This window comes from Mesorhizobium sp. B2-1-1, assembly GCF_006442975.2.
Lineage (GTDB): Bacteria > Pseudomonadota > Alphaproteobacteria > Rhizobiales > Rhizobiaceae > Mesorhizobium.
The window spans coordinates 5,201,221-5,220,650 of the sequence record NZ_CP083954.1 but is presented as its reverse complement, the minus strand read 5'-3'; the positions used below and the strand labels follow the sequence as shown (position 1 = coordinate 5,220,650).

The following is a 19,430-nucleotide window of genomic DNA, read 5'->3' as shown; positions in this document are numbered from 1 at the left end:
TCCAAACCCGGCTACGCTCGCGCCTGGATCGCGAGCGAGCCACCGAGCGCCGCACGATCGGAACAGGGGGCCTGTATCAGGCGCCGCGGCCAAGTGCAGTTTCTTTCGCCTTTCAAAACGGATGCACGACCCAACCGCGCAGGCTATATTGTCGCATCGGGCCGACGTCATCGAAGGGGAGGGCATGACATGCAGGCAATGCCGATAGCGCACCACGTCGCGCAACCCAAGGTCGTGCCCTCCGTGACCGGCTATCCGGCCGCCGTCCTGTGCTGGCTGCTTTCGGCTGGCGTCTATATCGCGGCCAAATGGGTGGCGCCTGAAATGCCGCCCTGGGGCCTCTGCTTCTGGCGGCTGACGCTTGCCTGCGCCATCCTGCTGCCGATCGTGCACCGTCATCACGACGCGATGGTCGGACTGTTGCGAACGCGCGTCGTGGAGGTCGTCGCGGTGGGGGCGATCGGCCTCACCCTGTGCCAAGGTATGATCTACCATGGCCTCAACGACACCGACGCCACCACGGCCGGCATCATCATGGCGCTGTCGCCTGTCATGACGATGGTGCTCGCCCGTTTCGTGCTTGGCGAGCCGCTCGGGCTGTGGAAGTCGCTAGGCGCGCTGGTTGCGCTCGCCGGGATGATTTTCATCGTTGCCCACGGCAACCTGACGGCGCTGCTGCAACTCAAGTTCAACGCCGGCGAGCTGTGGATCGTCGGCAGCGCGTTCTGCTGGGGCCTGTACACCGTGCTTTTGCGCCGTGCCAAATTCGGCATCGAACTCCTGCCGATGGTCGTGCTGCTGCTCGGCGCTGGTGCGCTGGTCGCCTTGCCGTTCCATGTGTGGGAATTGTTCAACGACGAACGCTCCGCCATGGACGTCCACAGCATTCTCGCGCTCGCCTATCTGGCCGGTCCGGGCGGCGCCTTGATGTACTATCTCTACAACAAAAGCGTGGAAACGCTCGGCGCGAGCCGAGCGAGCATGCTGCTCTACCTGCAGACGGTGTTCGTCGCTGTGTTAGCCTATCTGCTGCTCGGCGAGGGCTTGCACGATTACGATCTGGTCGGCGCGGCCTTCATTGTCATCGGCATCGTACTCGCCACCGTGGTCAAACCCAGGCCAGCTCAACCACGCGTGGCGTAGATAAATCGAAGGTCAGGGCGGTTCACTGTCGAAACAGGCGCGCAGCAAATGCAACCCTTCTTCGATGCGGGGCGTCGGAATGGCGCCATACCCCAGCATGATGCCGGCTCGCGGTATGGCGTTCACGGCGAACCGTGACAGGATCTGGACGGCGACGCTGCGATCGGCTGCGCGGCGGGCGACCTCGGCGATCCGGTCCGCTGACATTTTCCGGGCAAGAGCGGTGAGATGGAGCCCCGTTGTCGATGGGATGAGCTCGAGATGATCGGCAAAATCATTGGCGATGGCGTTCGCGATGATCTGGTGCCGTTCCCGGTAGATTGCGTTCACCCGACGGATGTGACGCGCAAAGGCGCCCTCATCGATGAAACGCGCGAGCGCTGCTTGCGCCGGGGTCGATGAATGCCAGTCGCTGACGAATTTCGCTTTGTGCACGGCCGCTCGCAGCGATGGCGGCGTCAATATGAAGCCCAGCCGAAGCGTCGGCAGCATTGTCTTCGAGAAGGAGCCGACGTAGATGACCCGGCCTTTTGCGTCGAGCGTCTGCAACGGCTCGAGGGGACGGCCCCCGAAACGGAACTCGCTGTCGTAGTCGTCTTCGATGATGGCCGCGTTATTTCGCTCGGCCCAGGCCAGCAGCGCCTGCCGGCGCGGCAGCGTCATCGTCACCGAAAGCGGAAATTGATGAGACGGCGTGACATACACGGCTCGGACTCCGCGCGGTAGCGCATCAACGACCAGGCCCTGGCGATCCACCGGTACACCGACCACACGAATACCCAAGGCCTTGAACAAATGCCTCGGAGGACCGTAGCCCGGATCTTCAATGGCAATTGCATCGCCCGGTGCCAGCAGGACGCGGGCCAGGACATCCAGTGCCTGCTGCGTACCGTTTGTGACAATGATGTCGTCCGCAGCCGCCCCGATCCCTCGGGAGATGCCTATGTGCCTGGCGATTGCGACCCTGAGATCGTGATGTCCGGCGGGATGCTCGTAAGTGCCGGCGGTCGCTTCGCCCGAACGCAGCGCCCAAACCACCGACCGCCGCCACGCCCCGTGCGGAAACAGCGAAGCATCGCAAAACCCGGCGTGAAAGTCGAACCGAACCGGCTCGAATGCGGGTGGTGGGGCTATCGCCTCCCAGATCTGGCGTGGCTGGAGCACGCCGGTAGATCGGCGTCCGGTCTTTTCTCGCCCGGCCGGCACGACCAATTCGCTGATGAACGTCCCAGACCCCTGCCGGGATGTCACGAACCCTTCCGCGGCGAGCCGTTCATAAACCACGGTCACGGTGGCACGCGACACGGCAAGCGTCCGCGCCAGTTCGCGGCCAGGCGGCAGAGGGTCGCCGGGCCGCAGCCGTCGATCCAGAACGGCGCGCCGTATCTGACGATAAATCTCGCCGCTGAGATTCTTGCGCCCGACCAGGCTTATGTGAAAGGCGGTCATTGTTCAGCAACTGGAATTGGTCTGACGCAGGCACTGGAATTCAGCCTGCCACCAGTCCTCCTGCGTCCTGCGCTGGCTTAGCGGTAGCGCCTTGCAAGTGTCGTCATGCCAATTGGAATTGGACTGGCCAAGAATCCATGAATTGGCACTTCTATCGGTCCTCTAGCCTCCTTACCATTGCTTCGGCGGCAAGGGAAGAAGCGGATGGCTGGCTATGGCAGGCTGAAATGCCTCGAGCGGAGACTCGAATCCATCACCCGTCGAGCGTGCGACTACCTTGGTCTATGCCGAAAACCACAGTCGCGGCCCTCAAGACTTGGCAATTATCCGTCTCAAGAGGTCGGGCAATCGCGGATTTGTCCCCCGAGCTGTTGAGGGACATTCGGACCACGGGGCCGATCCTACGCCGGTCGCCAGGGCTGACCCTATTGCGCGCCATCGGCGCGGCCTTGCGAGCACAAGGCCGCCGCCGCTTGCTGGTGGACCATTCGATCGGCGGCATTTTCGAAACCCGCGCCGTCGAGACCACCGCGCGGCTCGAAGCTGCGAACCAACCGTCAACATTTTGGGGAGAGTGCCATGCCCAACCATCAGCGCTCTGCTACGCGCACGACAACGCTTGCCCACCAGCCCGGTTCGATCCCGGGCGAGACAGGGCTGCGCGCGGCCGACCGACCAATCGTCACCAAGCAAGAGCTTCCTTCCGCTGTCCCACTGATGGCGCTTTCGACCGGTTTCTGGGCCTTCAAGACTCTGGCCGCCGCGCACGAGTTGGACCTCTTCAGCCGCCTTGCGAGCGGCGCCGCCATCACGGTTGCCGGTTTGGCGGAAGCGCTCGGCCTGCATCAACGACCGGCCGAGATGCTGTTGACCGGCTGCGCTGCACTTGGGCTCCTGGAGAAAACGGACGGCCGCTATCGCAACACGCCCTTAAGCGAAACTTATCTCGTGAAGGGTAAGCCGTATTACTTCGGCGGCTTCGTGCAGATGGCCGACAAGCGACTCTATGCGGGCTGGGGAAGGCTTGCAGAGGCGCTGCGCACGAACCGGCCAACCACATGGGATCCGGCAGTGCAATCCTCGATGTTCGAGGGCGAGGATCCTACGATGCTGGCGCTTTTCTGGGAGGCGATGCATTCGCTTTCCACGATGACCGCGCGCAAGCTCGGCGAAGCCGTGGATCTCAGTCATTTCCGCCGCCTCCTGGACATCGGCGGCGGATCGGGCGCGTACGACATCGAGCTTTGCAAACAATATGGGGCGCTGCGTGCGACCGTGTTCGACTTGCCGCATGTCGCCGCGATCGCCGCGGGAAAGATCGCCGAGGCCGGCTTGACCGACCGCATCGAGACCGCGGACGGCAATTTCTTCGAACAGCTTCCCGGGGATCACGACGTGCATCTCCTGTCGATGATCATGCACGATTGGGACGAGGCGAAGAACCGCGCCCTGCTGCGCCGATCCTTCGAGGCTTTGCCAAGCGGCGGCGCGGTCGTCATCAGCGAGCTTCTCGTCAATGATGAAAAGACCGGCCCGGCGCCGGCCGCGCTGATGAGCCTCAACATGCTGATCGAGACGGAAGGACGAAACTACACCCCGGCCGAGTATTCGGCGTGGCTCGAGGAAGCCGGATTCAGGCACGTCGAGACGGTCTGGTTCGATGCTCCCGCCGCGAACGGCGCCGTGATCGGCCGCAAACCGTAAGGCGCAACGTAGAGCGGATCAGGTGCGCCGCAATCGGCTGGCCGGGCTGCGTAACGGCAGCCCCCGACGGGAGCACGACAAAGGTCATAGGAGAAGCCAAGAACAAACCAAGGGAGAAAACCATGTTTCCAGCGTCAGTTCGTCTCGCATTACTCACGGCCTCGGTCGTCGCCCTTCCATCATACGCCGCCATGGCCGACGACGCGCAGGTCGCGCGTGGCGAGTACCTGGTCACGATCGCCGGCTGCAACGACTGCCACACGCCCGGCTACTTCTTCGGCAAACCCGATATGTCGCGTTTTCTTGGCGGCTCGGATGTGGGCTTTGAGATACCTGGCGTCGGTGTCTTTCCCGGTCGAAACATCACACCCGACAAGGAGACCGGCATCGGCAGCTGGACCCCGGAGCAGATCGTCGCTGCGATCCAGACGGGCCAGCGGCCGGACGGCCGCACCCTGGCGCCGATTATGCCCTGGCCTGCTTTTGCGCATCTCACAGCGGACGATGCCATGGCGATCGCGGCGTTCCTGCAAAGCGTGAAGCCGGTAAGCAACAAGGTCCCGGTCCCGTTCAAGCCTGGCGACACGGTGTCGAGATCCATGATGCGGATCATACCGCCGGGCGGAACCGCTGCCGCTGCACCGAAATAGGCCGAAAACCGGCCTTCCACCGGACGTCGTGCTCGACGCCGCCCGGCGTCGTCCCGGAGCATGGCCAAAATGGCATCCACGCCGGCCTCGCCATTCGCGGTCAGTCCCACAGCCATTTCCACACGCGGAACTGACGGCGGCTGACGCCGCAATCGCGCATCAGCTGCTTCGTGCAAGCGCGCTGATGCTGTCGAGCAGCGGCTGTTGGTCGCCGACCCAAAACCAGTGGTCGTCACCGGCGACCTCGATGAACCGCGCGCCCGGGATCCCGGCGGCCAGGAGCCGCCCTGCCTCGACGCGCACGGCGCGGTCGCCGGACCGGTGCAGGACCACCGTCGGGGCCGAGACTTTTGCGAGCAGGGAACGGACATCGGTATCACGCAGCGCTTCGAGCAGACCCGCGACCGCGCCGGGGCTGGAGGCTGCCCTGAGCAATCCCGCCCACCAGGTCTCCGCCTGGCGGTCTCCGGAGAGGCTGGGGGCGAAGGTCTCGATTTCCGCCGGGCCGCCCCAGCCGGCGATCAGCCGCTGCTTCCACAGATCGTATTGCGCGGCGGTCAAGGCGAAGGGATAGTCCGACGCGCGGCTGCCTTTCGCGAGCGAGCCCCACAGGACAAGGCCGATGAGCCGATCCGGATGATCGAGGGCGAAACGGACACAACCCGGCCCGCCTTCCGAGGCGCCGATGAGCAAGGCGCGGCTGCTGCCGGCCGCGTTCATGACTGCCAGAATATCCTGCGTTGTCGTTTCGACTGTGGCACGGACACCGACACGGTCGGAAAGTCCCATGCCGCGCCGGTCGAACAGGATCAGGCGGCCCAAGCGCGAAACCGCTGATATCCAGGCGCGGCAGCGTCTGTCTTCCCAGATACGCTCGACATGCGAAATGAAGCCGGGAACAAGCACGATGTCCGTCGGTCCGCTGCCGACGATCTGATAGGCGAGATGGATGCCGTCTACTTCGACGTAGCGCGTCCTGGGCACGTCCAAAGTGACATCTTGAGTTGGCTCCCGCACCAGGGCAAGCGTGGCCGGGTCCGGCGCTACGCCGAGTTCGTCTCGTAACAGCCGGACACAGCTTTCGGCCTGGCGCTCGGCTGCCGCCCTGTCCCCGGCCGCCAGGTGGGCGCGGATCAGGTGACGGTGCGCACTTTCGCTCAAGGGGTCGAGTGCCGCCAGGCGCGTCGCATGCACGACCGCGCTGCGTGGTTCGCCGCCGGCGATCTTCGCTTCGATGGTACGCTCCAGCGTCTGCACCAGTCGGCTACGCAAGGCCTCGCGCCTGAAAAAGACCCACTCGTCGAATTCCGAACAATCCCGAAGGGAGAAGCCGCCGAGATAGTCGCCCTTATAGATGTCGGACGCCTCATCGAGAGGGCCGACATTGCAGGCATGCTCGAAAACCTTGGAGTCGAGCTCGACGAAAAGCGCCGAGTGTAGGCTGAGGGATGCCCCCGTGGCGGCGATGACCTCCGTGCCGAACGCGATGCGAATTTTATGCAGTGTGCGCCGAAGGCGTGCTCGTGCGGCTTCTTCGTCGGCTTCGGGCCACAGAAGCGTGGCGGCGACCTCGCGCGCCACGGGCCCGCCGGCCTCGGCGACATAGATGAGGAGCGCGGCCGCCTTGCGCAAGGCGAGCTCCACGGGCTGCCCGTTCAGACGGAACTCCGGAAACCCCAGAAGTCGGAACTCCAATCTTTCCATCGACCCGTACGCGGCCGAGCGGAGACGTTCAGGGGACGCCGGCCTTCTATCCATCCCACGACGGCGGGCCGATCGGGCCCGATCAGGAGACTCCTTGGAGCGAGAAATGTCACCGGTCAATACTCTCAGCCAGCATTGCACGTCCGAGGCCATTGCCGGGGGTGGCGTTCCCATCGGCGTCAAGAACGCAGGGAAAGGAGGCTGAGACATGTGCCAATCCTGTCTCTCCTGGTACGCACGTTGCATTGCTCCCTACCTCGTCCACGCCGGCTGTTCGGCAAACGTGTTCGCGCGCATGCGAAGGCGCCTGATCCCGCGGGCGCAGGGCATTGTCGTCGAAGTCGGCTTCGGGTCCGGCCTGAACCTTCCCTATTACGACGCCGCCAGGGTGGAGCGGCTGGTCGGCATCGATCCCGACGGCACGATGCTTGGCCTGGCCGAACCGAAGATCCGTTCCCTGCCGTTCGACGTCGACTGCATCCGGGCCAGCGGCGAAAGGCTGCCCTTGATCGACGGCCTCGCCGACACGGTCGTCGTCACCTATGCCTTCTGCACCATTCCCGACCCTGACGCGGCGCTGACCGAGATCCGCCGCATATTGAAACCTATGGGCCGGCTGATCTTCATCGAGCACGGCCAGGCCGAGGGGCCGCGCGGCCGCAGATGGCAGGAGCGGATGAACAAGCCGTGGGGACAGATCGCCGGCGGCTGTCATCTCAACCGCCAACCGCTGCACTTGATCCGAGAGGCGGGCTTCCGCATCGTTGAAGAGGAGCGCGGGCGGTTCCCGCTGCCCTTCTGGCAATTGGGAAGCCACTACGCCGGCGTCGCGGTGCTCCGACAGGGTGACGGGCCATCACCCCAGGCCAGATCGTGCATTACGAGGTCCCACGCACATCCGCTTCCGCGCGGAATTGCCGATGACGGTCGTCGGCATCCCGTTCCTGATGCGCGAGGTCACAGAAGATGGCGTGAGGGACAGCTTCTCGCACCGGAGTTAGCCGACATTCAAACCGCGTGCATCCACGTCTCAGATGGGGCTTTGCAACCCTTCTGTTATCAGCGTTCCGATCATTGAATCATAAACCGCGAGCTGAACGGCAGGCTGGCTGCGCCGACGGCTTTCGGGCTGATGGTCACCCGCGCTGGCAACGCTTGGACAGCGGCAAATTCCCGGCCGATATCGGCGCACAAGGCCTTGGCGATTTTCTGCGGCGCATAGCTGGACAGGAGGACCGTCCTGAACTCGACAAACTGGGTCAGCGCCGAGATCGATGCTTTCAGGCGGTTTGAGCATTCCCCCAGCCATTCGGTGTAGGCCTCTCCAAGATCAGGCCACTCAGGGCTGCTGCTCCAGATGATTTCGGACGAGCGTCCGCGCATGGCCAGTTCGCTTTCCAGGCGCATGAGGCCATGATCGAAGCTGGCACTGGAGTTTCCCTTATAGATCTGGTGGTTGAGGATGAGCCTGCTCTGCAGCCTAGCTCCGAGATAGAAGAACAAATAGTCGTTCAGCGGCTTTGCGACGCCGAACATGCTCTCGCCGCCGGCCGCCGCGGTGATGTCGTTCTGGACGAAGACCGGCAGCTTGATCTGCTCTTCGATCTCGCTTTGCAAAGCCTTCAGGGACGTGCTCGATCCGTTGCCGGTTGCAGCCATGGCGTCGACCTCATCGGGAACGGCCAGCCCGATACCCGCGACCCGGCTGCGCGCCTCGACCGGCAGGCTCGTCATGGCTTGCCTGATCGTCGCAAGCAAATCGTTGTTTTGCGGAAACGGATTGGCTTCATCCGCGGGCAACTGCGTGTGGAAGCGCACGGTGCCGATGAAGTCGATGAGCGCGATGTCGATCCTGCGCCGGCTGAAGCCGACGCCGACCGCGTAGGCACCTTCCGGGTTGAGTGAAAGCGGGATGGTGGGGGGCCCGACACGGCCGCGCTGCGCCTCGCCCTGCGAGACCAGCCCTTCCTGTTCGAGGGAGCGGACGATGACCGAGGCCGTCTGCGCCGACAGACCGGTCTTCTCGCCGATTTCCATCCGCGATATGCCCTCGTTCTGAAGCAGCAGCGACAGCACCAGACGCTCGTTGTAGCTGCGCACGCTCAACGCGTTCAGCCCGCTCGCACGATCGGCGATGCGCAAGGGATTGGGTGGTGCAAACCTCATGTCAGGCAAGGGTCGCCCCATCGGTAAGAGCGCATTGCCGGGCGGCGGTATGGTTGCTCATGTCGAGCGGCTCCAGCCGATCGCATCGACCGCGCGGGCGAGTGCGATGCCAAGCAGTCTGTGCGCTTCGGCATCGATGTGAAATCCGTCCGCTTCGCTGCAGGACACCACCGAGCCAGCATCGAAAAAGTGCAGTTCGAGCGAATCCGCCAGCACCTCGAACTCGAGCGCCAGCAGCCGCGATTTCTCCGGTGCGCCGGCGAAGATGGACTTCCACTCCTTGACGTCGTCCTGCATCGGCGGCGGTGCGACGATCATGATTTCGGGTGTGGTGCCGCCCGGACCGGGCGCCAGTTCCTTGATGTCGTAGACAAGGCAGCCGATGCCCATAGCCACTTCCGACGGCGGTTTGTTGAAGCGGATCTTGAGGTCATTGGTGCCGAGCATGATGATGACGAGGTCGAGCGTCGCATGGCTCTGCAGACAGGGGCGGAGATAGGTTCTACCGTTCTTGTGTGCCCCCTCGATCGGATCGTCGTGGACGGTGGTTCGACCGCTCAATCCTTCCTCGATGACATACCAGTCGGGGCCTAGCTGAGCGCGCAGTATCCCCGGCCAGCGCTCAGCCGGGCCATAGCGCTCGAGCGGCCCCTTGCCGGGGATCTGGCCGTGCGTGTTGGAGTCGCCGTAGCACAAGACTGATCGCATGATTTTCCCGCCGGGACTGACCGCGCGCCGGTGCAGGACGAGCGCTCTTCATGATGAATAGCGGAGTGGCGAAAGGCAAGCAACGGAATAGTCATTCAACATGACTAACTATTGACAGGTCAAACCCACTATGCTTCTAAAGTGCCCGGAGGAGTTCTCGACCGTCATCATTGTCCAGCCGAAATTGGGCCTCGACACACATGTGTTCGGGGGCGGGAGAATTGCGTGCATAGGTCGGTTCGCGACGACAAGCATGCATCGGGAGAGCGTCTCGCGGCCCGTGCGCGTCCGTACGGCCGGAGCAACCACAAGGAGGAGTTCAATGTTAGGATTGCTGAAAACCGTCTGGCTGGGGATGCTCGTTGTATCAGCGCTTGCCGTAACGTCCCTGGCGCACGCGGAAGATGTCAAGCTGATGGACGGCGTCGCGCCGCGCCCCGACGACACGCGCATGACCGAGGCCGGCGCATTCAAGAAGGATCCCCCTTGGGTCATCGGAATGAGCGACTTCGGCGTCAACGCCAACACCTGGACCGTGCAGGTCGCGCATGAGGCGGAAAATGCCGCGGCAAAGGACAAGCGCATCTCGAAGTTCATCCTCCTCGATGCCGGCTTCGATCAGAAGAAGCAGGTAGCCGATATCGAGGATCTGATCGCCCAGCATGTCGACGCGATCATCGTTCAGCCGGTGACCAGCACGTCGGCCAACGCCAGCATTGCCAAGGCGGTCGCCGCCGGCATCCCTGTCATCCTTCACACCGGCCGCATCGATTCCGATGCCTACACCACCGAAATCCAAGGGGGAGCCGAGCACTTCGGCAAGGTAATGGGCGACTGGCTGGTGAAGACCGTTGGCGACAACGGCAAGATCTGGGTCCTGCGCGGCCTTGCCGGCCACCCGGAAGACACCAACCGCTACAATGGGCTGCTGGAATCGCTCAAGGGCACGCATGTGCAGATCATCGCCGAGGAGCATGGCGACTGGCAGTATGACAAGGCCAAGAAGCTGTGCGAGACGCTCTATCTGAACAATCCGCAGGTCGACGGCATCTGGTCGTCCGGCGCCGACATGACGCGCGCCTGCGTCGATGTCTTCAAGCAGTTCGGCACGCCGATCCCGCCGATTTCGGGCGAGGGCAACAATGGCTATTTCGGCCAGTGGATCACGGATGGATTCAAGTCGATCTCTCCGGAATACAGCCCGGCCCAGGGTGCTGCCGGCGTGCGCGCCGCTGTAGCCCTGCTCGAGGGCAAGCAACTCTACAAGCGCTATGTCTACAACCCTGATGGCTGGGACAAGGACAAGGCCGCGAAATACTATCGCGACGACCTGACGGCCAATGTCTGGTGGCCGAGCGAACTCCCCGAAGACAAGCTCAAGGAATATTACGGCAAGAAGTGACACGCCGTGGCCGGCGGGGAGTGGACAAGCGTCCCCGCGGGCCCTTCCAGTGGTGAAGCGAGGGTTTAGTGGCCAATCTTATCGAGATGTCGCACATTTCGAAGGCATTCGGGGGAAGCAAGGCGCTCCACTCCGTTTCCCTCGATCTGAAGGCCGGCAGCGTTCACGCCCTGATGGGCGAGAACGGCGCCGGAAAATCGACCTTGATGAAGATCCTGGCGGGCGTGTATCAGCCCGATTCCGGCGGGATCTTCATGAATGGGGAAAAGCTCGATCTGAAGTCACCGCGCGCCGCGCTCGATGCCGGCATCTCGACCGTTTTCCAGGAACACTCGCTGCTGCCTAATCTGTCGATCGCCGAGAACATGTTTCTCGGCCGGGAGCCGACGAACCGGTTCGGCTCGATCGACTATTCCGCGATGAACAGCCGAACCGCCAAGGCACTCGGCGAACTCGGTCTCACGCTAGACTCCTCGCAACTCGTTTCCAACCTGACCATTGCCGAGCGGCAATTCGTCGAGATCGCGCATTGCATCCAGGCCGACGCCGGCGTGCTTATTCTCGACGAGCCGACAGCGGCGCTCAACGCGGCCGATGTCGATGTGCTCAACCGCAATATCCGCCGCCTGCGCGATAGGGGAAAGGCAATCGTCTACATTTCGCATCGCATGGAGGAAATCTTCGAGCTGTGCGACACTGTGACGGTGCTGAAGGACGGCGCACTGGTCGGCACCAGAACGGTGTCCGAGATCACCGCAGACGAACTCATCGCCATGATGGTCGGGCGCGAACTCCAGGACCTGTTCCCAGATCGCACGGGCGACAGGGGCGGCGAAATCCTGCGCGTCGAGAATCTCAGGATCACCGAGACATCGCAGCCTCTGTCGCTGACGTTGCACAAGGGCGAGATCGTCGCCCTCGCCGGGCTTGAGGGACAGGGCCAGCAGCGCTTCTTGCGCTCCCTCATCGGCCGCTACCATCCTTTTGCCGGGACGATTTCCATCAACGGCAAAACGCTCGACATGCCGCTCTCGACATCATCAGGCGTTCGCCATTTGCAGCAGCTGAAGGTCGGTTTCGTCCCCGAGGACCGCAAGGAGGAGGGGCTCTTTCTCGCTTTGCCGATCGCCCACAACATCGCCATCGGATTGCATTCGAGGCGACGCGAACTTGCGCCGGCGCGGCCCTATCGAAGCGTCATCGCCCGCATGATGGATGTCATGAACATAAAGGCGACAGGGCCGTCCGCTCCGGTCGGTTCGCTGTCGGGCGGCAATCAGCAAAAAGTACTGCTCGGCCGCTACCTCGCCGCGGATCTCGATCTTCTCCTGGTGGAAGAGCCGACCCGTGGCGTCGACATCGGCGCCAAGTCCGAGATCTACCATCTGCTGCGCGACTTCACCCGCAAGGGTGGCGCGGTGCTGGTGCTGTCGCGCGAGACGATCGAGCTGATCGGGCTGTGCGACCGCATCTATGTCGTCCACCACGACACAATCGTGGCCGAAATGCCGGCAGCACAGGCGACGGAGCACAAGATCCTCGACGCGGCCCTGACGGGCGGCTCGGCGCGCCGGCACTAGGGGCCTTCCATGTATCGTAGCCTGTCCAACATCGTGAGTGGCCGGAACACACGGCAGGGCCAATGGGGTCTTCCATTGTTGGTTGCCTTGCTCATTTCGCTGTGGCTGTCGGTTCAGACGACGCAGTTCGCAACGGCCGAAAACCTTTTCAACCTGGTTGCGCAGGCGATGCCGCTGGTCATCGCGGCGGTCGGACAACTCGTCGTCGTGGTCGTCGGCGGGCTCGATCTATCGGTCGGCTCGGTCATCAGTTTCACGACGGCGGTGCTGGCGCTCGACCAGCCGGCGATCGTGCTGATCCCGGCGGTCTTCGTGCTGGCCGCATTCATCGGGCTGATCAACGGCCTGGCGATCACCCGTTTCAACGTCCATCCAATCATCGCCACGCTATCGACGCAGTACATTGTCCTTGGCATCACGCGCATCTTGCGTCCCGTCTCCGGCGGCACCGTTCCGGAGATCGTCATTGCTGCCGTCTCAGGCAGTTTCCTCGGTATTCCTTATCCGGTCTTTTGGGGAATCGTCGTGATGCTGTTGGCCTGGAAGCTGCTCTACGGATCGCGATACGGCCTGCATCTGTTTGCGATCGGCGGCGGCATCGCGTCGGGGGCCGAAAGCGCTGCCCGCAATTTCGGCGTCTCCGATCGCCGCAACATCATCCTCGCCTATGTGGTCTGCTCCTGTTTCGCGGCCGTTGCCGGTGTCTTCCTGGCCGGGCGCATCGTGTCGGGTGATCCAAATGTCGGGTTGCTTTTCGAACTCGACACGGTCACCGCCGTGGCACTTGGAGGCACCCAGCTTTCAGGCGGAATCGGCAGCCTGCACGGCACGGTGATCGGCGCGCTTGTGATGGCACTGCTGGCCAATGGCATGAACCTCGCCAACGTCTCGCCCTTTGTCCAGACGGCGATCAAGGGCGGCATTCTCTTGGCCGTGGTCGGGCTGCAATCCCGCAAGAAGATGGGGCTCTGAGCGATGACTGCCGTTCTCGCAAACCCGATCGCCCGGCGTCTGCTTCGCATACCGCCGTCCTACTTTGTCTTCCTCGTGCTTCTGGCCACGCTGTGGGTCGCACGGCCGAACATGCTCAACCTCAACATCATGGGCATCTTCATCAGGCAGATCGTTCCGCTCGGCATTCTCGTGCTGGGGCAGCTCGTCGTCATGCGCGTGAAGTCGATCGACCTCTCCGGCGGCGGCATCATCCTGCTGATCAACTATTTCATCTCGTCGGGCAGTTTCCCGGGCGCGTCGCTGCCCTTCTTCGTCGTACTGGCGCTCGCCACGGGCCTCGTCATTGGCCTGTTCAACGGCTTCATGATCGGCATCCGGCGGGTGTCGGCCGTCATAGTCACGCTGGCCGTCAGCATCATCCTGGTCGGACTGGTGCAGTTCCTGTCGAGCGGCAATCCACCCGGCGATGTGCCGAGACTGTTCAACGACCTCTACAACACGAAGTTCCTGTCGGTTCCGACGCCGGTGCTGTTCTGGATCATGCTGACCGCCGCGGTGTGGCTGCTTCTGTCGCAGACAGTGTTTGGTCGTTACGTGGCCTCTGTCGGCGAGAATGCCGAAGCCGCCCATTTTTCCGGCGTGCCGGTCCAGCGCACGGTCATCCTGGCGCATACGCTCGCCGGCCTGATCGCGGCGATCGCGGCCCTGGTACAGACAGGTTCAATCGCCGTCGGCAGCGTGCGCGTCGGTCTCGACCTGCCGATCCTGGCAGTCGCGGCGACGATCCTTGGCGGCGTCGCCTTCGGTCGCGGCGACGGCGGCGTCTGGGGACCTTTCTTCGGCTCGCTGTGCTTCGCGCTTTTGTTCGTCGTGATGACGGTGCTCGGCATCGACGAACCCGGCAAGCTCATCGCCCAGGGCGTCATCATCCTCGGTGCGGCGATCTTCTACGGAGTGCGCGTGCGAACCTCCTGAATCGAAACAAGGCAAGCCGGCACCGGCGTTAGGGCTGGATCGATAGATCTGCACGTTCAGACAACTGCAAACAGATGGAGAAACATGGATGTCACCGCCAAAAAATATCATGTGCTACGGCGACTCGCTGACCTGGGGCTGGGTTCCGGTCAAGGAAGGGTCGCCGACCTACCGCTACCCCTATGATCAGCGCTGGACGGGTGTTATGGCGGCGGCGCTGGGAGCGGGCTACCACATCATCGAAGAAGGTTTGAGTGCGCGCACGACCTGTCTCGACGATCCCAACGATCCGCGCCTCAATGGCGCCAATTATCTGCCCTCGGCCATCGCCAGCCATCTGCCGCTGGATCTGGTCATCGTCATGCTGGGCACCAATGACACGAAGTCCTATTTTCGCCGGACACCCTACGAGATCGCCAACGGAATGGCGAAACTGGTCGGGCAGATCCTGACGAGCGCCGGCGGTATCGGCACGCCTTATCCGGCTCCGAAGGCGCTGGTCATCGCGCCGCCGCCGCTGACCCCGATGCCCGATCCCTGGTTCGAGGGTATGTTCGGCGGCGGCCACGAAAAGTCCAGGGAGCTGGCCAGGCAGTACAAGGCGATGGCGGATTTCATGAAGATCGACTTTCTGAATGCCGGCGATTTCGTCACCACGGACGGTATCGACGGCATCCATTTCACCGCTGGCAACAACGCCGATCTCGGCCGCGCGGTCGCCGACAAGGTCAAGTCTATTCTTGAGCCAAGCCGAGCCAGCACCGCCGCCTGAAGTCGCGACGCCCGCCGGCTTGCGCAACAGGCCGGTTTGCAGGCGTGTCGCATTCTTCCTGTATGCCATTATGGACCCAACGATGAGCCCGGTCCGTAATTCTGCCCAACACGTTCCGTGGCACTTGACCCACTTGCTTTTATGAAGACGAGCTATCCACTCAAGCCGTTCAACAAGCGCACATTCGAGGTTTGCCTGGGCTGATAGCCAGCTTGGGCTCTTCGTCCTTCACACCGCCTGCACCGCCGCCGCCAATCCTCGTATGATCTTCGCCAGCTCCCTGCACTCATTGTGCAAGGTGCTGTTGCGCCGCCAGGCAAAGCAGATCGTGCGCTGCGGCATGGGTTCCTGGAACGGCACGATCTTGAGATCGGGGATAGTGCCGGCAGGTCCCGTGGCCATTTCCGGGATCAGCGTCACGCCGAGCCCGTGCGCCACCATCTGCAAGAGCGTGGTCAGGCTGGTGGCGCCGTAGCTTGCCATCGCCACCGGCCGCACATTGCCGCAGACAGCCAGTGCCTGTTCGCGCAGGCAATGGCCCTCCTCCAGCAGCATCAGCCTTTCCAGCGCCGGGCTTTCAGGCGGCACCGGCGGCGAGGCGAAAGCCGGATCGCCTGACGGCACGGCCAGGAAAAACCGGTCGGGGAACAAAGCCTCGGTCACCAGGCCGGGATGGTCGAGCGGAAGCGCGGCGATGAAAGCATCGAGCTTTTGCGACGCGATGTCCTCGACGAGCGAGGCGGTCACCGCCTCGCGCAGTTCGAGCATCAAGTCCGGGAAATGCATTTTCAGCTCGGGCAGCGCACGCGGCAAAAGGTAGGGCGCGACGGTCGGAATGATGCCCAGCCGGAAGCGCCCTCCCATGGCAGGGCGGCCACGCCGGGCGATGGTCTCGACCTCGCGTATGTCGGAAAGGATGCGTTCGATGCGCGGCAAAAGGGCTGCCGCCTCGTCGGTCATGCGCACCGATTTGCCGCCGCGTTCGAACAGCCGGCAGTTCAGCCGCTGCTCCATTTCCGCGATCTGCGAGGACAGCGCCGGCTGGCTCACGCCTGCAAGTTTCGCCGCACGCCCGAAATGCAGCGTCTGCGCAAGTGCGTCGAAATAATGCATCTGGCGGACGGTTAGGCCTATCATAAGAAAATCCTATTGAAAGGAACAGGAAAGGCAATTTGTTTTTATCGGCAGGCTGGCCTAGTCTGGAATCATTCCAGGATGGCGGCGCTGGCTGCCCGGAACCCTCGGCAAAATTGGAGTGCAAGATGGACGCGAAAACCGACGACAACAGCGCGGGCAAATGCCCTGTCGCGCATGGACCCGGTGCCAGGACCAACCGTGACTGGTGGCCCAACCAGCTGGACCTCGGCGTTCTCCACCAGCAGTCGAACCTCTCCGACCCGATGGGCGAGGACTTCGACTATGCCAAGGAGTTCGCGAGCCTCGATCTCGACGCGGTGATCAAGGACCTGCACCATGTCATGACGGATTCGCAGGATTGGTGGCCGGCCGACTTCGGCCATTACGGGCCGCTGTTCATCCGCATGGCCTGGCACAGCGCCGGCACCTACCGCATCGGTGACGGCCGCGGCGGCGCCGGCGCCGGCCAGCAGCGTTTCGCACCGCTCAACAGCTGGCCTGACAACGCCAATCTCGACAAGGCGCGCCGCCTGCTGTGGCCGGTCAAGCAGAAATATGGCCGCAAGATTTCCTGGGCCGACCTGCTGATCCTCACCGGCAATGTCGCCCTGGAATCGATGGGCTTCAAGACCTTCGGCTTCGCCGGCGGCCGCGCCGACGTCTGGGAACCCGAGCAGGACGTCGATTGGGGATCGGAAACCAAATGGCTCGACGACGAGCGCTACTCCGGCGACCGCGAGCTTCGCGGCCATCTCGGGGCCGTGCAGATGGGCCTGATCTATGTCAATCCGGAAGGCCCGAACGGCAAGCCCGATCCGCTGGCCTCGGCACGCGATATCAGGGAAACCTTCGGCCGCATGGCGATGAATGACGAGGAGACGGTGGCGCTGATCGCCGGCGGCCACACCTTCGGCAAAACCCACGGCGCCGGCGATGCCTCGCTGGTTGGCGCCGAGCCGGAAGGCGCCGGCATCGAGGCGCAGGGCCTCGGCTGGTCGAGCAAGCACGCGTCGGGCATTGCCGGCGATGCCATCACTTCGGGGCTCGAGGTCACCTGGACCACGACGCCGACCAAATGGAGCAACAACTTCTTCGACAACCTGTTCAACTACGAATGGGAATTGACGAAAAGCCCGGCCGGCGCCCATCAGTGGACGCCTAAGGGCGGCGCCGGTGCCGGCACGGTGCCGGACGCGCATAATCCCTCCAAGCGCCGCGCGCCGGCCATGCTGACCACCGACCTCGCGCTGCGGGTTGACCCGGCTTACGAGAAGATCTCGCGGCGGTTCCACCAGAATCCGGATCAGTTCGCCGACGCCTTCGCCCGCGCCTGGTTCAAGCTCACCCATCGCGATATGGGCCCGGTCGTTCGCTACCTTGGCCCGCTCGTGCCGAAGGAAGAGCTGATCTGGCAGGATCCCATCCCGGCCGTCGACCATGAACTGGTCAGCGAACAGGATATCGCATCGCTGAAGGCCAAGATCCTGGCCTCGGGCCTGTCGGTTTCCGAATTGGTCTCGACCGCCTGGGCTTCGGCCTCGACGTTCAGGGGTTCCGACAAGCGCGGCGGCGCCAACGGCGCCCGCATCCGGCTGGCGCCGCAGAAGGACTGGGACGTTAATCAACCTGCTGAATTGGCCAAGGTGCTTGCCACGCTCGAATCCATCCAGAAGGCGTTCAACGCGGCACAGACCGGCGGGAAAAAGATCTCGCTGGCCGATCTGATCGTGCTCGGCGGCGTCGCCGCGATCGAGAAGGCGGCGAAGGATGGTGGAAACGAGGTGAAGGTGCCGTTCACGCCGGGCCGCATGGATGCCTCGCAGGAACAGACCGACGTCGCCTCCTTTGCCGCGCTTGAGCCGAAAGTCGACGGCTTCCGCAACTATGTCCGGGGGCCGCAGCCGATGTCGATCGAGGCGATGCTGGTCGACCGGGCACAGTTGCTGACGCTGACCGCGCCGGAGATGACGGTGCTGGTCGGCGGCCTGCGGGTGCTCGGCGCCAATACCGGCAAGTCCAGGCACGGCGTGTTCACCGACAGGCCGGGCACGCTGACGAACGACTTCTTCGTCAACCTGCTCAGCATGAACACGGTCTGGGATCCGGCCGCCGGTTCGGATGAGATCTACGAAGCGCGCGACCGCAAGACCAAGGCGGTCAGGTGGACCGGTACCCGCGCCGACCTTATCTTCGGCTCGCATGCGCAGCTGCGTGCGCTGTCTGAGGTGTACGGGTCCGCGGATGCCGGGCAGAAATTCGCCAGGGATTTCGTCGCGGCGTGGACCAAGGTGATGAACGCCGACCGGTTCGACATCGCTGCCTGATCCGAGCAAGGACTTCTCGACCCAAGAAAAAGGCGCGGGGCTTGGCCCCGCGCCTTTTTCTTGTCCAGGCTTCCGAAGTCAGTCCTTTTCGAAGACGCGCGCCTTGGCGACGACGCCGGCAATGGCGCCGCCGATCAGCGGCGCGACGATGAACAGCCAGAGCTGGCTGATCGCGGCGCCGCCCGAGAACAGCGCCGGGCCAATGGAACGGGCCGGATTGACCGATGTGCCGGTCACCGGGATCATGGCGAAGTGGATGCCCGCCAGCGTCAGGCCAATGACCAGTCCGGCGAAGGCCGTCGCATGCCTTTCCGCGGTAACGCCGAGGATCACGGTGACGAAGGTGAAGGTGCCGATCAGCTCCCACAGGAACGCGGAAGAGACGCCCCATTTCGTCTCGTCCCAGCCATTGGCGCCGAAGCCGCCAGTGTGTCCCCCGGCCTGGCCGGAGACGATGATCCACAGCGCCAGCGATGCCAGGATGGCGCCGATGATCTGCGCGATCCAGTAGGGGATGACGTCCTTGGCCGGCAACCGGCCGGCAAGGAACACGCCGAGTGTCACAGCCGGGTTGAGATGCGCGCCCGAAATGGGGCCGATCGCGTAAGCGGCCGCGATAAGGCCGATGCCGAAGGCCAGCCCGATGCCTTCTTGTCCCAGCGGCAGCGCGCCGCCGAAGCCGCCCGTCACCACCGACGCGGTGCCGATGAACACCAACAGGAATGTGCCTAGAACTTCCGCCAGATAAGTCTTCATTGCCCT

At 63.4% G+C, this 19,430-nt stretch carries 16 protein-coding genes; 10 read left to right on the top strand and 6 right to left on the bottom strand.

Annotated features, from left to right (window positions below):
* Nucleotides 1–189: 189 nt before the first annotated feature.
* Nucleotides 190–1,143 carry a DMT family transporter gene (locus tag FJ972_RS25525; protein WP_140524784.1) on the top strand — a complete coding sequence of 318 codons (954 nt, stop codon included), beginning with the start codon at nucleotides 190–192 and terminating at the stop codon, nucleotides 1,141–1,143.
* A 12-nt stretch (nucleotides 1,144–1,155) separates the two neighbouring features.
* Here FJ972_RS25525 and FJ972_RS25520 read toward each other — a convergent pair whose 3' ends face one another.
* Entirely contained in the window at nucleotides 1,156–2,592 is a 1,437-nt protein-coding gene (locus FJ972_RS25520; protein ID WP_140524783.1) for a PLP-dependent aminotransferase family protein, read from the bottom strand.
* Between the two features lie 579 nt (nucleotides 2,593–3,171).
* Between FJ972_RS25520 and FJ972_RS25515 the strand changes: the two genes are divergently transcribed.
* Nucleotides 3,172–4,296 (top strand): acetylserotonin O-methyltransferase, encoded by a 1,125-nt coding sequence (locus FJ972_RS25515; RefSeq protein WP_224619146.1) that lies wholly within the window; start codon nucleotides 3,172–3,174, stop codon nucleotides 4,294–4,296.
* A gap of 122 nt (nucleotides 4,297–4,418) precedes the next feature.
* A complete protein-coding gene (locus FJ972_RS25510; protein WP_140524782.1) occupies nucleotides 4,419–4,946 on the top strand; it encodes a c-type cytochrome in 528 nt (175 codons plus the stop codon).
* A 159-nt stretch (nucleotides 4,947–5,105) separates the two neighbouring features.
* Here the strand turns inward: FJ972_RS25510 and FJ972_RS25505 are convergent, their stop codons facing one another.
* Nucleotides 5,106–6,650 (bottom strand): alpha/beta hydrolase, encoded by a 1,545-nt coding sequence (locus FJ972_RS25505; RefSeq protein WP_140524781.1) that lies wholly within the window; start codon nucleotides 6,648–6,650, stop codon nucleotides 5,106–5,108.
* Nucleotides 6,651–6,933: 283 nt separating this feature from the next.
* Here FJ972_RS25505 and FJ972_RS25500 point away from each other — a divergent pair, with 283 nt between their 5' ends.
* Entirely contained in the window at nucleotides 6,934–7,728 is a 795-nt protein-coding gene (locus FJ972_RS25500) for a class I SAM-dependent methyltransferase (protein ID WP_226880421.1), read from the top strand.
* On the opposite strand, the gene FJ972_RS25495 is transcribed toward FJ972_RS25500, so the two are convergent.
* The gene (locus tag FJ972_RS25495; RefSeq protein WP_224646902.1) at nucleotides 7,722–8,792 is read right to left on the bottom strand and encodes an ROK family transcriptional regulator; all 1,071 of its coding nucleotides are present in this window, start codon (nucleotides 8,790–8,792) and stop codon (nucleotides 7,722–7,724) included. The genes FJ972_RS25500 and FJ972_RS25495 overlap by 7 nt on opposite strands.
* An 81-nt stretch (nucleotides 8,793–8,873) precedes the next feature.
* The gene (locus FJ972_RS25490; protein WP_140498346.1) at nucleotides 8,874–9,524 is read right to left on the bottom strand and encodes an SGNH/GDSL hydrolase family protein; all 651 of its coding nucleotides are present in this window, start codon (nucleotides 9,522–9,524) and stop codon (nucleotides 8,874–8,876) included.
* A 355-nt stretch (nucleotides 9,525–9,879) separates the two neighbouring features.
* Between FJ972_RS25490 and FJ972_RS25485 the strand changes: the two genes are divergently transcribed.
* From FJ972_RS25485 to FJ972_RS25465, 5 genes are all read left to right on the top strand, one after another.
* On the top strand, nucleotides 9,880–10,926 hold the full coding sequence (locus FJ972_RS25485; RefSeq protein WP_411961462.1) for a substrate-binding domain-containing protein: 1,047 nt from the start codon (nucleotides 9,880–9,882) through the stop codon (nucleotides 10,924–10,926).
* 68 nt (nucleotides 10,927–10,994) lie between these two features.
* Entirely contained in the window at nucleotides 10,995–12,506 is a 1,512-nt protein-coding gene (locus FJ972_RS25480) for a sugar ABC transporter ATP-binding protein (protein WP_140524779.1), read from the top strand.
* 9 nt (nucleotides 12,507–12,515) lie between these two features.
* Nucleotides 12,516–13,478 carry an ABC transporter permease gene (locus FJ972_RS25475; RefSeq protein ID WP_140524778.1) on the top strand — a complete coding sequence of 321 codons (963 nt, stop codon included), beginning with the start codon at nucleotides 12,516–12,518 and terminating at the stop codon, nucleotides 13,476–13,478.
* Between the two features lie 3 nt (nucleotides 13,479–13,481).
* On the top strand, nucleotides 13,482–14,435 hold the full coding sequence (locus FJ972_RS25470) for an ABC transporter permease (RefSeq protein WP_140524777.1): 954 nt from the start codon (nucleotides 13,482–13,484) through the stop codon (nucleotides 14,433–14,435).
* A gap of 88 nt (nucleotides 14,436–14,523) precedes the next feature.
* Complete coding sequence (locus FJ972_RS25465) at nucleotides 14,524–15,207, top strand: SGNH/GDSL hydrolase family protein (protein WP_140498341.1); 684 nt, start codon at nucleotides 14,524–14,526, stop codon at nucleotides 15,205–15,207.
* A 228-nt stretch (nucleotides 15,208–15,435) separates the two neighbouring features.
* On the opposite strand, the gene FJ972_RS25460 is transcribed toward FJ972_RS25465, so the two are convergent.
* Nucleotides 15,436–16,344, bottom strand: coding sequence for a hydrogen peroxide-inducible genes activator (locus tag FJ972_RS25460; protein WP_140515065.1), 909 nt, complete (start codon nucleotides 16,342–16,344; stop codon nucleotides 15,436–15,438).
* A gap of 125 nt (nucleotides 16,345–16,469) precedes the next feature.
* On the opposite strand from FJ972_RS25460, the gene katG reads away from it, so the two are divergent.
* A complete protein-coding gene (katG, locus tag FJ972_RS25455) occupies nucleotides 16,470–18,668 on the top strand; it encodes a catalase/peroxidase HPI (RefSeq protein WP_140524776.1) in 2,199 nt (732 codons plus the stop codon).
* Nucleotides 18,669–18,746: 78 nt separating this feature from the next.
* Here the strand turns inward: katG and FJ972_RS25450 are convergent, their stop codons facing one another.
* Nucleotides 18,747–19,424 (bottom strand): MIP family channel protein, encoded by a 678-nt coding sequence (locus FJ972_RS25450; RefSeq protein WP_140498338.1) that lies wholly within the window; start codon nucleotides 19,422–19,424, stop codon nucleotides 18,747–18,749.
* Nucleotides 19,425–19,430 lie beyond the last annotated feature (6 nt).

Coding starts and splice junctions, on each gene's coding strand:
- FJ972_RS25450 (WP_140498338.1), bottom strand. CDS start 19,424: ATGAAGACTTATCTGGCGGAAGTTCTAGGCACATTCCTGTTGGTGTTC.
- FJ972_RS25490 (WP_140498346.1), bottom strand. CDS start 9,524: ATGCGATCAGTCTTGTGCTACGGCGACTCCAACACGCACGGCCAGATC.
- FJ972_RS25520 (WP_140524783.1), bottom strand. CDS start 2,592: ATGACCGCCTTTCACATAAGCCTGGTCGGGCGCAAGAATCTCAGCGGC.
- FJ972_RS25510 (WP_140524782.1), top strand. CDS start 4,419: ATGTTTCCAGCGTCAGTTCGTCTCGCATTACTCACGGCCTCGGTCGTC.
- FJ972_RS25465 (WP_140498341.1), top strand. CDS start 14,524: ATGTCACCGCCAAAAAATATCATGTGCTACGGCGACTCGCTGACCTGG.
- FJ972_RS25525 (WP_140524784.1), top strand. CDS start 190: ATGCAGGCAATGCCGATAGCGCACCACGTCGCGCAACCCAAGGTCGTG.
- FJ972_RS25460 (WP_140515065.1), bottom strand. CDS start 16,344: ATGATAGGCCTAACCGTCCGCCAGATGCATTATTTCGACGCACTTGCG.
- FJ972_RS25470 (WP_140524777.1), top strand. CDS start 13,482: ATGACTGCCGTTCTCGCAAACCCGATCGCCCGGCGTCTGCTTCGCATA.
- FJ972_RS25515 (WP_224619146.1), top strand. CDS start 3,172: ATGCCCAACCATCAGCGCTCTGCTACGCGCACGACAACGCTTGCCCAC.
- FJ972_RS25485 (WP_411961462.1), top strand. CDS start 9,880: ATGCTCGTTGTATCAGCGCTTGCCGTAACGTCCCTGGCGCACGCGGAA.
- katG (WP_140524776.1), top strand. CDS start 16,470: ATGGACGCGAAAACCGACGACAACAGCGCGGGCAAATGCCCTGTCGCG.
- FJ972_RS25475 (WP_140524778.1), top strand. CDS start 12,516: ATGTATCGTAGCCTGTCCAACATCGTGAGTGGCCGGAACACACGGCAG.
- FJ972_RS25505 (WP_140524781.1), bottom strand. CDS start 6,650: ATGGAAAGATTGGAGTTCCGACTTCTGGGGTTTCCGGAGTTCCGTCTG.